This window comes from Hymenobacter sp. FMD4 (assembly GCF_058932745.1).
The window spans coordinates 21,077-34,382 of record NZ_JBZYWH010000008.1 but is presented as its reverse complement, the minus strand read 5'-3'; the positions used below and the strand labels follow the sequence as shown (position 1 = coordinate 34,382).

Annotated in this window: 10 protein-coding genes; 4 read left to right on the top strand and 6 right to left on the bottom strand. The window is 58.1% G+C overall.

The features are described from left to right. Positions 1 to 18 precede the first annotated feature (18 nt). Positions 19 to 2,046, bottom strand: coding sequence for an OmpA family protein (locus AC5FXY_RS09830; protein ID WP_493556494.1), 2,028 nt, complete (start codon positions 2,044 to 2,046; stop codon positions 19 to 21). 170 nt (positions 2,047 to 2,216) lie between these two features. Continuing rightward, on the bottom strand, positions 2,217 to 3,680 hold the full coding sequence (locus AC5FXY_RS09825) for a 3' terminal RNA ribose 2'-O-methyltransferase Hen1 (protein ID WP_493556493.1): 1,464 nt from the start codon (positions 3,678 to 3,680) through the stop codon (positions 2,217 to 2,219). 198 nt (positions 3,681 to 3,878) lie between these two features. Between AC5FXY_RS09825 and AC5FXY_RS09820 the strand changes: the two genes are divergently transcribed. Then, positions 3,879 to 4,436: a hypothetical protein gene (locus AC5FXY_RS09820; RefSeq protein ID WP_493556492.1), complete on the top strand. Its 558-nt coding sequence runs from the start codon at positions 3,879 to 3,881 to the stop codon at positions 4,434 to 4,436. Positions 4,437 to 4,524: 88 nt separating this feature from the next. Here the strand turns inward: AC5FXY_RS09820 and AC5FXY_RS09815 are convergent, their stop codons facing one another. Further along, positions 4,525 to 5,043, bottom strand: coding sequence for an NUDIX domain-containing protein (locus tag AC5FXY_RS09815; protein ID WP_493556491.1), 519 nt, complete (start codon positions 5,041 to 5,043; stop codon positions 4,525 to 4,527). Between the two features lie 100 nt (positions 5,044 to 5,143). Between AC5FXY_RS09815 and AC5FXY_RS09810 the strand changes: the two genes are divergently transcribed. Continuing rightward, complete coding sequence (locus AC5FXY_RS09810; protein ID WP_493556615.1) at positions 5,144 to 6,535, top strand: DEAD/DEAH box helicase; 1,392 nt, start codon at positions 5,144 to 5,146, stop codon at positions 6,533 to 6,535. 224 nt (positions 6,536 to 6,759) lie between these two features. Continuing rightward, positions 6,760 to 7,245 (top strand): hypothetical protein, encoded by a 486-nt coding sequence (locus AC5FXY_RS09805; protein ID WP_493556490.1) that lies wholly within the window; start codon positions 6,760 to 6,762, stop codon positions 7,243 to 7,245. Positions 7,246 to 7,351: 106 nt separating this feature from the next. Here the strand turns inward: AC5FXY_RS09805 and AC5FXY_RS09800 are convergent, their stop codons facing one another. The 3 genes from AC5FXY_RS09800 to AC5FXY_RS09790 all read right to left on the bottom strand — a co-directional run bounded on the left by AC5FXY_RS09800 (position 7,352) and on the right by AC5FXY_RS09790 (position 11,028). Beyond that, a complete protein-coding gene (locus AC5FXY_RS09800) occupies positions 7,352 to 7,525 on the bottom strand; it encodes a hypothetical protein (protein WP_493556489.1) in 174 nt (57 codons plus the stop codon). 677 nt (positions 7,526 to 8,202) lie between these two features. Continuing rightward, positions 8,203 to 8,799 carry a helix-turn-helix domain-containing protein gene (locus AC5FXY_RS09795; protein WP_493556488.1) on the bottom strand — a complete coding sequence of 199 codons (597 nt, stop codon included), beginning with the start codon at positions 8,797 to 8,799 and terminating at the stop codon, positions 8,203 to 8,205. Positions 8,800 to 9,243: 444 nt separating this feature from the next. Beyond that, positions 9,244 to 11,028, bottom strand: a complete 1,785-nt coding sequence (locus tag AC5FXY_RS09790; protein WP_493556487.1) for a L,D-transpeptidase family protein — start codon at positions 11,026 to 11,028, stop codon at positions 9,244 to 9,246. A 420-nt stretch (positions 11,029 to 11,448) separates the two neighbouring features. Between AC5FXY_RS09790 and AC5FXY_RS09785 the strand changes: the two genes are divergently transcribed. Continuing rightward, positions 11,449 to 13,251 carry a M1 family metallopeptidase gene (locus AC5FXY_RS09785; RefSeq protein ID WP_493556486.1) on the top strand — a complete coding sequence of 601 codons (1,803 nt, stop codon included), beginning with the start codon at positions 11,449 to 11,451 and terminating at the stop codon, positions 13,249 to 13,251. Positions 13,252 to 13,306: the final 55 nt, after the last annotated feature.

Sequence of the window (13,306 nt, the reverse complement as noted above, 5' to 3'; positions counted from 1 at the left end):
GCCGTACGAGCGGTTATTCTAGCGCGACCCGGTCACGCGCACTTCCACTCGCCGGTTGAGCTTGCGGGTAAATTCCCGCTCGTTGCTGGCCCGCGGCTGGGTACTACCAAAGCCGATGCCCCTGATGCGCGCGGCCGACACGCCACGTTCTACCAGATAAGCTTTCACCGCTTCCACGCGCTGCTCGCTGAGTTCGAGGTTCTTCTTGGGCGAGCCGACGTTGTCGGTGTGGCCGTGCAGCTCAATGGTCATGCGCGGATTGGTTGTCATCAGCGCCAGCAAGCCGTCCAGGGCTGGAAATGATTCGGGCAGCAGCACGGCCTGGCCTTGCGCGAACTGCACCCGATCCAGCCGCAGCGTGGCCCCGATGGTAAGCGGCCGCAGCAATACGTCTTGGGCCGTGGCGCCGGCTCGGGGAGTCAGGGCGCTATCGAGGGGCAGGTAGCCGGGCATTTCCACCTGGGCCTGATAGACCTGGCCCGGGGTGAACGACAAGGCAAAGGCAGCGTTTTCGGTGAGCGGCACGGTTTGCTCCGCAGCACTGCCCATGCGCAAGCGGAACTGCGCCTGCGAAAGCGGTAGCATCGTACTGGCATCGAGCACGCGCCCCTGCCAGCTAGCGGTGGCCAGTGCCGCAGGGGCAGCGGGCGGCGTTTCGTTGGCCTGAAATAGGTTGCAGCCAGCCAAATCGGTGTAGCTGCCGCGGCGCACCTGGGTGGCGCGGCGACGCTGCATATCCACGCGGTAGAGGGCTTTCGGGCCGGCCAGGTACATCACGCGCTGACCGCCGGCCCCCTGCTGAATCAGCACGTCGCTGTAGCCGCCGCGCTCGGGCAGACCGTCGACGGGCAGCAGATCGGGCGACGCGCGCTGGGTTTTCAGATCGATGCGCAGCAGGGAGCCATCGGTGCTGTACACCTGCCAGAGCGTGCCCGCGTCGTCGAGGCTAAAATTGGCATGGGTACCGGCACCAGAGAAGGCAATGGCCGGATAGTAAGGCGCGCGCGCCACGGGGTCGGTGGTCCACAGCACCTTCACGCTGTTGTCGCGCGGATTTACCCGCACCAGCAGGTTGCCATCGGAGGTGATGAAATACAGGTCGCCGCGCTCATCGGTAGCGGCCGAAATCCAGACGTTTTCGGAGCCCTGAGCCGGTAGCTGCCAGGTAGTGTAGCTACCCTGGCGTGTGGCCGGGTTGTAGCGGTACAAGTATTCGGGCTGATCGGTAGGCGCCTTGGTAACGGAGTACAAGCAGTTGTCGAAGCCCTTGGTGAGGGCGTAGGACTGGAAAGGCAGCACCCGGCGGTGAACCTTGGGTGAGGCCGCAGGGTTGGCGACCGAAAACTCGTGGATGGTCCGGCAATCGTCTTCCCACTGACCGTTGCGGTAGCGCAGCGCCGCAATGCCGTACATTTTGTCGTCGCACCCCGCCGTGGAGGATGGGGCGCTGCTTGGTGCTGGGCGGGCGGGTGCCGGGCGGGTCGCGGGGCTGGCTGGTGCTGCCGCCCCGCCCACGAAGCCAAACGACTCGAGCAGCAACTGGCCCTGCAAACGGATGCGCGCATCCAGATCGGCCGCGGCCCGGTACTCCAGCCGGTAGTCGTAGCCGTTGCGCCAGAAGCGCCGGCCAATTACCCGGGTGCGGGTACCGCCCTCGGGGGTGTAAGTGTAGTCGAAGCGCAATTCCTGGTAGCCGTCTTCATCGTGCGCATCCAGCATGAGTACGCGGCCTTCGGGCAAGCGCAAAATGCGGCGGCGCAACGAGTCTGGCTCGCCCGTAGTCAGCAAATTCTGATTGCGACGCACCGCCGGCAGCTGGCGCACCAGCAAGGATACATCCGCCAAAGGCGCGAGCCGATTGGGTCCGACATAGAACACAGTGGGCGCGCCAGGGCCCTCGCCTTCCTTTATCTGCCAATCCGCCGGATAGGCTACGCGGTAGCCCTTTTTGGCGTCGGTGTAAGTGGTAGGCGCGGAAGGCGTCTGCGCGTACAGCGTCATCCAGCTCAGCGCCAGCATGAGCGACAGACATACCTTCAGGAACATGGGCGTAGCAATAGGCAAGGGTTACTTCAAAAATACGGAGGCAAATGGTCAAGTACCGCTCCGAAAGTAAACGAGTGCAGACCGTGGAGTAATGTACCGGAAAGCATAAGCCTGTCATGGTTCTCATGACATAGTACTTACGTCACACTACTTGGGGCCGTACCAGCCGGCTAGTTTGCTCCGCTCAGCACCTCGAACACCGCCAGCTGCGAGGGCGCTCCTACCTCAGCCTCTTCTGGCCCTAGCGGCTCCACGCGCACGCGGTACCCGTGGCGCTCGGCCACGCCCGTGGCCCAAGCCTCAAACTCCGCCCGCGTCCACTCGAAGCGGTGGTCGGAGTGGCGAAACTCGCCGGCGTGCAGCTTCTCGAATTTCTGGTTGTAGGTCACGTTGGGCGTGGTCACGAATACCATGCCCGGCTTGGCCCGTTCAAAAACCACCCGTTCAAACGCGGCCAGCCGGCCCTCGTCCAGGTGCTCGATAACCTCCACCACCGCGGCGGCATCAAACCCAGCGAGGCGCGGGTCGTGGTAAAGCAAGGAACCCTGAATCAGGTCGAGTCGCTGCCGCTGGCGCGGGGCCATATCCAGCACGCCGAGGCGGTCCTGGGCCCGCGTCAGGGCCTGATACGATACGTCCATGCCCAGCACGTACTCGATGCCGCGGTTTTGCAGCAACAGGCGCAGCAGCTTGCCTTCGCCGCAGCCCAGATCCAGCACGCGCTTGGCACCTAACCGGCCAATTTCGGCGGCTACGTGCTCCAAACGCAAGTCATGCAAGTTGCGACGCTCGGCGCTTGCTTCAGCGTTGCCCGCGGCCGATGCGGAAGCGCCCGTTGGGGAATCAGCAAACTCATCCAGCAACTCGCCCGCAGCTGCGTCGGGCATGTCTGTTTCGTCGCCTTCGAGCAGGCGCTCAAGGGCCGGCCGCGTATAAGCCGCCAGATTCAGCAGGTAGCGCCTAGTGATAAATTCCCGCTCGGGGTGGCGCGGTAGCCACTCGCCGCCTTTGCTTAGCAGTTTCTCGATTTCGGCCTCTCCCACCCAATAGTGCTTATCGTTATCGAGCACCGGGATTAGCACGTACAGGTGGCTAAGCACCTCGCGTAGCCGCAAGGCCGCGTGGCGCAGGCGCAGGGTGAAGTAGCGGCTCTCGCCCCATTCGGGCATGGCCGGGTCGAGCGGGTAGCTTTCAACTTCTACAGCGTAGCCCAGCGGCTCAAACAAACGCCGCAGCAAAGTTTCAGAGGGGGCCGGTACCACGCTTACCGTCACCTCGAAGGGCCATTGCTCATCGGGCAGTTCGGGGCGGTCCTTGCAGGTGCCGCTGAGGGCAGTGTTAAACGCCTTGGCAATGGCTACGCTCATAAACGAAGAGGCCACGTATGGCCGGTCGTTGACGTACTGCTCCAGTGCAAAGCCCTCCCCGGCCGGGCCGCGGTGGTTGCGCACCAGGCCCACCGGGTCGATATCGAGCAACAAAGCCGCAGTGCAGCGCTCCGCCGTGGCCTCGGGGTAAAAGATGTGGGCGCGGCCGTAAGCCAGCTCCACAGCCTGCATGCGGGCGGGGTTCTTGTGCAGCAAGTAGCCAAGGTCGGTGGCGGGGTGACGGGTGGTGCTGATGGTCAGGAGCATGGTAAGGGCGATAAAGCACGCGTAGCGCAAGTGCAAGCTACGCCGAAGCCGTTGAGGTGTAAAACGGGTTTACGCCGCCTTTATATCCACTTATTGGACAAAACGCTGTTCAAAGGCCGTGTTTCCTCGTGGTCCGGCATTGGAAGTTGCCTATTTTTGTCGGCTGAACGGCGCGCCTTTGCGTCGGCTTGATTTGCTATGAAGAAGTTTTTTACCCTGATTACCCTGCTGACCCTCGGGGCGGCGGCTCACGCCCAATCCGATCCTGGCGTGGAGCGTAAAAAGTACATGCTGCCCAAAAAAGACAGCGAGTGCCAGTATGTGCAGAACGTGACCAAGAACACGGAAGATGAGCAGCAAGTGGAGGGCACCTTCACGCGCATCGCCTACCGCCCCTACACCGAGTTGCTCACGGAAATCAACGAGCTGAAGAAAATGAACAGCTGGGCCGATACCACCTACCAGCGCCGCCTCAACGCGCTGCCTGCTGGCGGTACGCTCGTCATTACCATGCACCGCAAAGGCGCCAAGAATGCCGACCCCAGCTTGCTCACTGTCACGGCCCGTACCAAGGACGGAAAGGAACTCCTCAGCCAGCAGCTTACGCCCGGCACCGGCCGCTTCTGGAACCGCGACCTATACATGAGCACCCGCACTATTCCATTTGTTAAGACCGAGCAACCGGGTTCGGTAATGGTCAGCATCAAGGACGAAAAACTGCAGCAGCGCTTTGATTACGTGGTAAATACGCAGTAATCATAACTTATACAAAAGAATAAACCCGGATTAGAAGGCTATATTTGCTTTGCTTTCTAATCCAGGTTTATTCTTCATTTGGGCATATCTATTTTCGCCGCAGCTGAGCCCATTGCACAGCCACTAGCGACTTGGCATCCTGAATCTTTTCGCGCAGCATTTCGTCCCAGCTTAGGTACACGGCCGTGATGTTTTCATGCTCGCCTTCGACGCCGCCACCTTCTCCGTTACGGCGGCTTACCTCGGCGTAGTAGATGATAATCTGCTCGGCGTTGGCGCCTGGCGAGGGGTACATGTCCACAATGTGCTCCAGCTTGTCGACCTCATAGCCGAGCTCCTCCTCTATCTCGCGGCGAATGGTGGCTTCCGGCCCTTCGCCAGCCTTATCGATCATGCCGGCTGCTATTTCCAGCACTTCGCCTTCCACACCAATCCGGTATTGGCGCACGAAAACGTATTGATCTTTGTTGGTGTCAAATACTAGGGCCGCGACGGCGCGGCCGGGCTCAAACCGTTCCCGCACCAACTGCTCGTCGCCGTCTTGCAGGGTCAGTTTGCGCATTTTATAGAAGCCGTCGTAAACCGTTTCTACCTTTGTAATCTTCATGGGGTACAATTTGGGAAGGCTTGAGTGAGCCTTTACGCCAAATATGCGGGCCAATGTTTGCCCTATACCCCTTAAGCCGCATTTCTTTTTTCTGTTGATTTTGACATTTGACGACCTCCACCTGCTGCCAGAGCTACTAAAAGCCCTGCACGCATCCGGCTACGAACGCCCCACCCCCATCCAGCAGCAGGCTATTCCGCACGTGCTCGACTCGCGCGACCTGCTCGGCGTGGCCCAGACTGGCACAGGCAAAACCGCCGCCTTTACGCTGCCGCTGCTCCAGCGCCTGCACCTTTCCAAGCCCCAGAACCAACCCAGCGGCTCACGCGCCGTGCGGGCCCTCATTCTCACGCCTACCCGCGAGCTGGCCATCCAGATCGGGGAAAGCTTTGCCACTTACGGCCAGAACTTGAAGCTGCGCCATGCCGTCATCTTCGGCGGCGTAAGCCAGCACCCGCAGGTGCAGGCGCTCCAGCGCGGCATGGATGTGCTCGTGGCCACACCCGGTCGCCTGCTCGACCTTATCGGCCAGGGCTACATCGACCTGAAGCGCCTGGAGATTTTCGTGCTTGACGAAGCCGACCGCATGCTCGACATGGGCTTCATCAACGACATCCGGCGCATCCTACCACTACTGCCCAAACAGCGCCAGTCGCTGTTTTTCTCGGCCACCATGCCGCCTACCATTCAGCAGCTGGCCGACTCTATCCTGCGCAACCCCGTGCAGGTAGCCGTGACGCCCGTGTCCAGCACCGCCGAAAAGGTGGAGCAGGCCGTTTATTTGGTGGAGAAAACCGACAAGCCCTACCTGCTGCTGGAAGTGCTCAGCAACCCTGAGTTGCGCCGCGTGCTGGTCTTTACCCGCACCAAGCACGGCGCCGACCGCGTGACCAAAGGCCTTAACGCGAAAGGCATCGGGGCCGAAGCCATTCACGGTAATAAGTCGCAGAACGCCCGCCAACGGGCCCTGCAAAACTTTAAGACCGGTGAAACGCGCGTGCTGGTTGCTACCGACCTGGCTGCCCGCGGCATCGACGTGGACGAGCTGAGTCACGTAATTAACTATGAGCTGCCCAACGAGCCCGAAACCTACGTGCACCGCATCGGCCGCACAGGCCGCGCCGGCGCCGAAGGCATGGCTCTTTCCTTCTGTGACTTGGAGGAACGTGCCTACCTACAGGACATTCAGCGCCTGATCAACCAGCAGATTCCGCTGATTGAGAACCACTCCTACGCCAACAACGAAGTGGCTCCGGTACCGCTGAAGGGCCCGAATATTACCAAGCCTAAAGGCCCAGCGGGGCGGCCGCCCCGCTCGGGCGCAGGCCGTGGCCCCAGCGCCGGTGGTGGCCGCAAAGAGTCGGCGAGGCCGGCTGCAGCCCCCGCACCCCGCCAAAAGGCGGCCGGCCGTGGTCAATCCAGCGCTAGCCCGGCTGCGGCCGGTAAGCCACGTCCCAACGGCCGCTCCGGCCGTCGGCGCCGCCGCGACTAGCCCGTTTGACTTATCGGTACCTCCAAAGGCACCGCATTTGATCCGCAGTGCTTCCACAGCCGTCCGTCTTCCGATGGGCGGCTGTGGCTTTTTTTGGCTCTCAAGTGCTAGGCCCGTTGGCTTTTGACAACGCAGCGAACAAATTCAGGGGCCCTTCGCTTATACAGTAGCGCCTGAGCCTCTGAAGCAAGGGCCACCCGTTCATCAGATCGACAGCACTCCTTATGGCTAACTGTTCGCTTTCCGTCATCGAAGCGCTGCGCGCCACCGCCCAGCGCCTGGCTACGCAAGCCCCGTATCAATGGGGCCACATGGGCAGCTGCAATTGCGGCCACCTTGCCCAAACCGTCACCCGCCTGACTAAGGGCGAAATTCACGCTCGCGCCCTGCAACGCTACGGCGACTGGGACCAGCAGCTGCGCGATTACTGCCCTACCAGTGGCTTACCCATCGATGAAACCATCGACGAAATGATAGCGGCTGGCTTCACCCGCTCCGATCTGGCGCATCTGGAACGGCTATCCGATCCGACCATTCGGGCCGCCATTCCATTCGAACGCCGTGACACCCTCCGCCACAACCACCGCGACGATGTGGTGCTGTACCTACGCACTTGGGCCCGCTTACTTGAAGAGCAACTCGCTGCCGGCATTCAGTTGCCTGCATGGCATGCGGCCCCAGAGCCAGTAGCCACTCAGGTCTTAGTCTGAGACTGGAATAAGTAGTACTAACGCCAACAGCCCCGCTCGACACAAAGTCGAGCGGGGCTGTTGCTTATTTGGCTATTCCGCAGCTGCAGCAGCTACTTTACCGCCACTACTTAATGGCGTTTGGGTTGCTGCTCTGAGCTTCGCGGTAACCCTCAGCCCGATGGCTGCGCTTGTAGGCGGCATCGGCATTAGGGTCGTTTTCAGCATTCGGGGGAGGCGTGCACGAGGTGGCCAGCGCTGCAACCCCAGCAAACAAAGCGAGCAGGAAGGTCTTCTTCATGCCCCAAAGGTAAGCACCCACCCTGCAATCCGGCAAATAAGGTTTTTAAACAGTTTTCTAGTCCACGCCAGGACATTGCCCCGTATAAAATATAGTAGCGCGTTTACAGATCCTACTCTTAAACGCAAAGAGCGCAAATCCATCATGCGTTTACAATTCACAACCACAGTCTTCACTTCATAATCAATTAGCGACAGACCTTTTGCTTGCTTATTTACTCTTATACACAATCATAACACCGCTATCTGGCTAACTAAACAAATTGGCTTCAACAAGTTTATGAGGCGTCAACATTTTGAAAGCAAAATAAGACATAACCTGCATGAATAGCTGTCAATATTGTTAGCACAACCCTTATTGTAAAACAACAACCTTAGTCTGCAAAAATCATTAAGCAAAATTGAACAATAAAAATACTATACATAAGCACATAACCAGGCTTTAAACTTACATTTCGACTTTAGACGCCTTTACTTAACAAGTTGATAAACAATACGTAAATACACCCATGAATCATCTATATAAGCTTTCAATATCTTCAACCAATCATATAACAAAGCTTTTACACACAGAAAGAGCCAACCTCCTATCAAGGTGCGTTTTGGCATAGCCATTATAGCTCAACAAGGGCTTAATCCAAAGACACTGACAAGTTGTACGAAGCCATGGGCTCTCCTCTACGCGTTCTGGTGCGTATCGGCAGCAGGGCTATAGTCGCTGAATGTACCGTCGCTGTAGAAAATCACTACGCGACGAACAGTCTTTGCTTGTGTGGGAGCTACTTGATGAGCTGTAGGAGCAGGCACTGATGGCGCTATATCATGCTGAGGTACTAACCTCTTGGGCTGAAAGTCTGGGGGCAAAGCTTCCTGAGTCGGTTGTTGTGCTGGCACTTGCTCCACAGCAGCAGGCAGTATAGCTGGCGCTGCTACCATTTCTGCTGTATTTGGCTTAGGCCTGTTAGGAGCTGGAGCATTAGAGGCCTTAGGAGAGCGTTTTGGCGCAGCAGAAGTACCTAGAGAAGCAACCAGGCTTGAGGTTTCGTCTGAAGCCCTGTCTGGGGCCGCAGCGAGCATTGTGCCCTGACCAGTTAGCAGCCATGGCATAGACAGATCGGGAAAAGCAGCAATGATCTTCTGTATAACCTCTAAACTTGGCTTGTTGCGCCCTCCCAGAATATGGCTTACAATAGGCCTTGCAACTCCGATAGTGTCTGCAAACTGGGTTGGGCTTAGTTGGCGAGCCTGAATCAGCTGCCGGATACGATCTACCATGAGTCTTAAAATTGGTTTACAAATCTACAGGTATCAATCGATGCCACATCATGCCGTCTTCCAACCCAAACACAATTGTTATTACATAAGTAAACAGTATGGCTTAAGCTTTGACGTGTTTACAAAACCATAGGAGCAGTTTACATAAGTTACACATGTAAACAACCAGCCTTCCTTGCCTATTCCCGCACCTTTATACCCCCTGCCCCAGGCCTTCACTCCACATTGAGTGCTTTAACCATTAGCCAGTGTTACCCATTGGCTCACTTCATATCGTTCATACCGAAGTGAAGTCACGACTAACTTTCACACGATTGACAACTCTTAGGTAACAGCTATAAAGCAAAGGCCGCCACTCCCGATGAGGAAGTGGCGGCCTTTGCTTTGGAAATATAAGAGCGGTAAGCCCAAGTAATACTCAGGGCTTAGAGGGAAAGACGCGGGTTACGTGCTAAAGTATTGCCGCGCCAAGGTCTGATCATGACCGTAGATGTCTTCGCGGAAATGAACGTTGCCTTTGTCGTCTACCCAGGAAGTAAAGTACACCAAGTACACCGGCAGCTTCTCGGGTAGCGTCACATGCTGCTCTTTCCGGGCCGCCACGGTTTCCTGTATTTTGGTCATGTCCCAGCCCGGCTTATTGCGCAGCAGATACTCCGCCAACTCCAGTGGCCGCTCTACGCGCACGCAGCCGTGGCTGAAGCCACGTTTGGATTGAGAGAACAGCTGGTCGTTCGGAGTGTCGTGCAGGTAGATGTCCTGCGAGTTCGGGAATATGAATTTTACGTCGCCCAAATCATTGCGCGGGCCTGGGCGCTTGCGCAGCGTGTACCTCCAAGTCTTCTCCGTAAGATTAGCCCAATCAATGCTGGTCGGATCGACCGGGGTGGCCTTCTCTCCGAAGCCTTTCACCACCTCCATGTCGAGGCGGTTGAGGTAGCCAACGGGGTCAGAGCTCAGACCCGGACGCAGTTCCTTATCAATAATACTGAAGGGCACGTTCCAGTAGGGCGACAATACCACGTACTCCATCTTGTCGCTGAAGACCGGCGTTGCGTTCAGCTGCTTGCCTACGATGACTCGCATGTCAAGCGCCGGCTTACCGTTCTCGTACACCCACATGTGGTAGGCCGGAATATTCACCAGCAGGTAGTTCGGCTCGAACCGTTTCGGAATCCAGCGCCACCGCTCCATATTCAGGATGAGTTGGTCGATGCGCTCCTGCAGCGAAACGTTCATGTACTTAATCGTCTCGGGTCCGATGTTGCCATCGGCATTCAGGCCGTGCAGTTCCTGAAACTCTTCCACTGCTGCTACCAGCTCGGTGTCGTACACGTTGACGGCACGCGCCCCGGCTGGTGCCGGCTGGCCAGGCTTATTGCCTGCAGGTACGGCCCGCGGTTGCGCGGACACGTTTGGATTAGGAGTACCATCGGGCTGGAAGCCGAGCAGGCGCTGGCGCAGCACCGGCACCACGGAAGATGAGTCGCCGGGACGCAGGCGCTTTACTTCGGGCACGGTAGGCCAGCCACCGTTGCGCTGCATGGTGCGGAACCGAGCCAGGGCGCTGCGCAAACGGTCGTACTCAGGGTGCAAGGGCTCGAATTCGTAGTACGGATACGTACTCTCGCGCTCCTCCAGTATGGTCATGAGGGCTTTATGCAACTTGATTTTGTTGCGTTTTACCCCCCAGCTGACGTTTTTGACGTCCCGCGGATTGGCAATACCGCGGTAAAAATCATCGGCCCAGTTAAAGTAGGTGGCCGACAAGGCAACGTCTATTTCCTTTTCTAAAGCGTTGCGAGCGGTAGTATCCGGAGCCTCTTTGATCTTGGAAAAGAGCAGATCAAAGTCTACTATCTGGTAGTCCTTTGGGTTCAGGCCCTCTTCACCGGCTTTGTTAACCACGCTGAGCATGCGCTCGGCATGAGGCAAAATCTCATGGTTTTTAAACCAGCCCAGCCGGCCGTCCCGCTCCTTGTAGAACTTCTTGCCCCACTCAATTTCTTCTTTAAACGCCGGTTTCGAAGCCATGTATTTTTCGACATACACGGTATCTACACGCGGCTGCGGGCCCGCTTTTTTGCTGCTGCCCGGCAGTAGATCAGCCGCTGCATCCTTGACGCGCTCCTTCTGATCCTGGCTACACGATGCGGTAACCAGTAACAGGCAGAGGGCCAGCCACAGCGTTAGGGTTGATTGGAAAACGGTTTGAACCGAGAATTTCATGAGAGAAGGTGGAAAAACAATGCGGCAGTTCCGCTGCTCCGCAGTGGCATCCCTGACCTCAGGGCCACGGGCACGGATTGCCTAATTGTACTCCAACGGCCCCCGGCAGGTTACCGCAGGCCGCATTATTCCACGGGGCAAGATAGCCGAAAATGCCTGCTAAACGAAACATTTCTAAATAGTTTGGCTTATCCCAAAAGCCAATTATCGACCTTGACAACTACCTGTTGAGCCTCCACGTCAGCCTTACACCTGCTGTCTGAATGGCCTTTTCACTCGGAATCCGGCTACAACTAAGTGGTGTTTTTTCATTGCTGATCTGGCCAAAAGCGGTGCTGCTCGTAGCTAAAAGCCATAATACGCAGCCACCCTAGCGGCTATCTTTGCTAAACTCACCTTCCCACTCCTCATAGTATATACATGACCGTTTCGCTGCTCGCCTCCGATCCGCACAGCTGCGCCCGCCCCGCCGAGGCTGTAGTGCGCCACCTCTCGCTCGACCTGACCGTGGACTTTGCGACCCGCACCTTGCTGGGCGAAGCCACTTGGCAAATAGAAGTGCAAGCTGGTGGGCGGGAGCTTTGGCTTGATGCGCGCGACCTTACCATAGACGCCATAACCCTAGACGGTGACTCCAACTCTACTCCGTTTGAGCTCGGTCCGGCCGATGCCGTGCTGGGCCAGGCTTTACGCATCGAGGTGCAGCCGACCACAAAAACGGTAACGATTCGGTACCGCACCGCGCCCGAGGCCGCCGCGTTGCAATGGCTAGCGCCCGAGCAAACAGCCGGTAAAGTGCACCCGTTTCTCTTCACTCAGTCGCAGGCCATCCTGGCACGCACCTGGATTCCGTGCCAAGATTCGCCGGGGGTGCGCTTTACTTATGATGCCACCGTGCGCGGCCCCCAGGAGCTACTGGCTTTGATGAGTGCCGAGAATCCGCAGCGGCGCTCCAACACGGGAGAGTATAGCTTTCGCATGCCGCAGCCCATTCCGGCTTACCTCATGGCGCTGGCCGTCGGCGACCTTCGGTTTGAGGCCCTAAGCCACCGCACCGGCATCTACGCCGAGCCGACTACCCTCCCGGTATCCACCCACGAGTTTGCCGACCTCGAGAATATGGTGGCGGCAGCGGAAGAGCTGTACGGCCCCTACCGCTGGGAGCGGTACGATCTGCTGGTGCTGCCGCCGTCGTTCCCCTTCGGCGGCATGGAAAACCCGCGCCTCACTTTCGTCACGCCCACCATCTTGTCCGGCGACCGAAGCCTTACCAGCTTGGTAGCGCACGAGTTGGCACACTCCTGGTCGGGTAATCTGGTGACCAACGCTACTTGGAACGACTTCTGGCTGAACGAAGGCTTCACAGTATACTTTGAGCGGCGCATCATGGAACGCCTCTACGGGCGGCCCTATGCCGATATGCTGCAGGTTCTTGGTCAAACAGGCTTGCACCACACCATTGACGAATTGGGCAAAGACAGTCCCGATACCCACCTTCACCTACAGTTAGCCGGCCGTGACCCCGACGAAGGCCTAAATGAAATTGCCTACGAGAAGGGAAATTACCTGCTGCTGACCCTGGAAAGCATCGTGGGCCGGGAAAAGCTCGACGCGTTTATCACGCAGTATTTTTCGGAACACGCGTTTCAGTCGATGGACACGGACAGCTTCCTGCAGTACCTGCGCCGCGAGTTGCTGGACAAGGTACCCGGAGCCGAGGAGCAAGTACAGCTCGACAAATGGATAAACGCGCCGGGTATCCCGCCGGTGGCGCCGCCGGTGGAGTCGGAGCGTTTTGCCAGTGTGGAGGCGGCGTTGCTGACTTGGAGGCACGGGGCCGCGCCGGCTGCGCTCGAAACCCAGGACTGGAGCACGCACGAATGGGTGCATTTTTTGCACGGCCTGCCCGAGCACATCAGCGCCGAGCAGCTGCAGGAACTGGATGAGGCTTTCGGTTTTACCCAATCCGGTAATGCCGAAATCCTTACGGCATGGTTTCCGCACGCCATCCGGGCTGGCTACTCCGCAGCCGACGAATCCTTAGCCACTTTCCTGACCCGCGTGGGACGACGCAAATTCCTGGTGCCGCTATACAAAGCCCTGCTCGCTACGCCCGCGGGCCAAGCTCGCGCCCGTCAGATCTACCAAAAGGCCCGCGCCAACTATCATTCCGTATCCACCAGCACCTTAGATACGTTAGTAGGACGACCTGCCCTGGCATAACTCTTACAGTCAGCGGGGCTGGCGCACGCGTCTGGCTCCTTCTGTTTTTTCGTTC

What these genes read in the sequence shown, in the direction of transcription:
- AC5FXY_RS09820 (WP_493556492.1), top strand. Translation starts at nt 3,879, where the DNA reads ATGAAGAAGTTTTTTACCCTGATTACCCTGCTGACCCTCGGGGCGGCG.
- AC5FXY_RS09795 (WP_493556488.1), bottom strand. Translation starts at nt 8,799, where the DNA reads ATGGTAGATCGTATCCGGCAGCTGATTCAGGCTCGCCAACTAAGCCCA.
- AC5FXY_RS09785 (WP_493556486.1), top strand. Translation starts at nt 11,449, where the DNA reads ATGACCGTTTCGCTGCTCGCCTCCGATCCGCACAGCTGCGCCCGCCCC.
- AC5FXY_RS09805 (WP_493556490.1), top strand. Translation starts at nt 6,760, where the DNA reads ATGGCTAACTGTTCGCTTTCCGTCATCGAAGCGCTGCGCGCCACCGCC.
- AC5FXY_RS09830 (WP_493556494.1), bottom strand. Translation starts at nt 2,046, where the DNA reads ATGTTCCTGAAGGTATGTCTGTCGCTCATGCTGGCGCTGAGCTGGATG.
- AC5FXY_RS09815 (WP_493556491.1), bottom strand. Translation starts at nt 5,043, where the DNA reads ATGAAGATTACAAAGGTAGAAACGGTTTACGACGGCTTCTATAAAATG.
- AC5FXY_RS09825 (WP_493556493.1), bottom strand. Translation starts at nt 3,680, where the DNA reads ATGCTCCTGACCATCAGCACCACCCGTCACCCCGCCACCGACCTTGGC.
- AC5FXY_RS09790 (WP_493556487.1), bottom strand. Translation starts at nt 11,028, where the DNA reads ATGAAATTCTCGGTTCAAACCGTTTTCCAATCAACCCTAACGCTGTGG.
- AC5FXY_RS09800 (WP_493556489.1), bottom strand. Translation starts at nt 7,525, where the DNA reads ATGAAGAAGACCTTCCTGCTCGCTTTGTTTGCTGGGGTTGCAGCGCTG.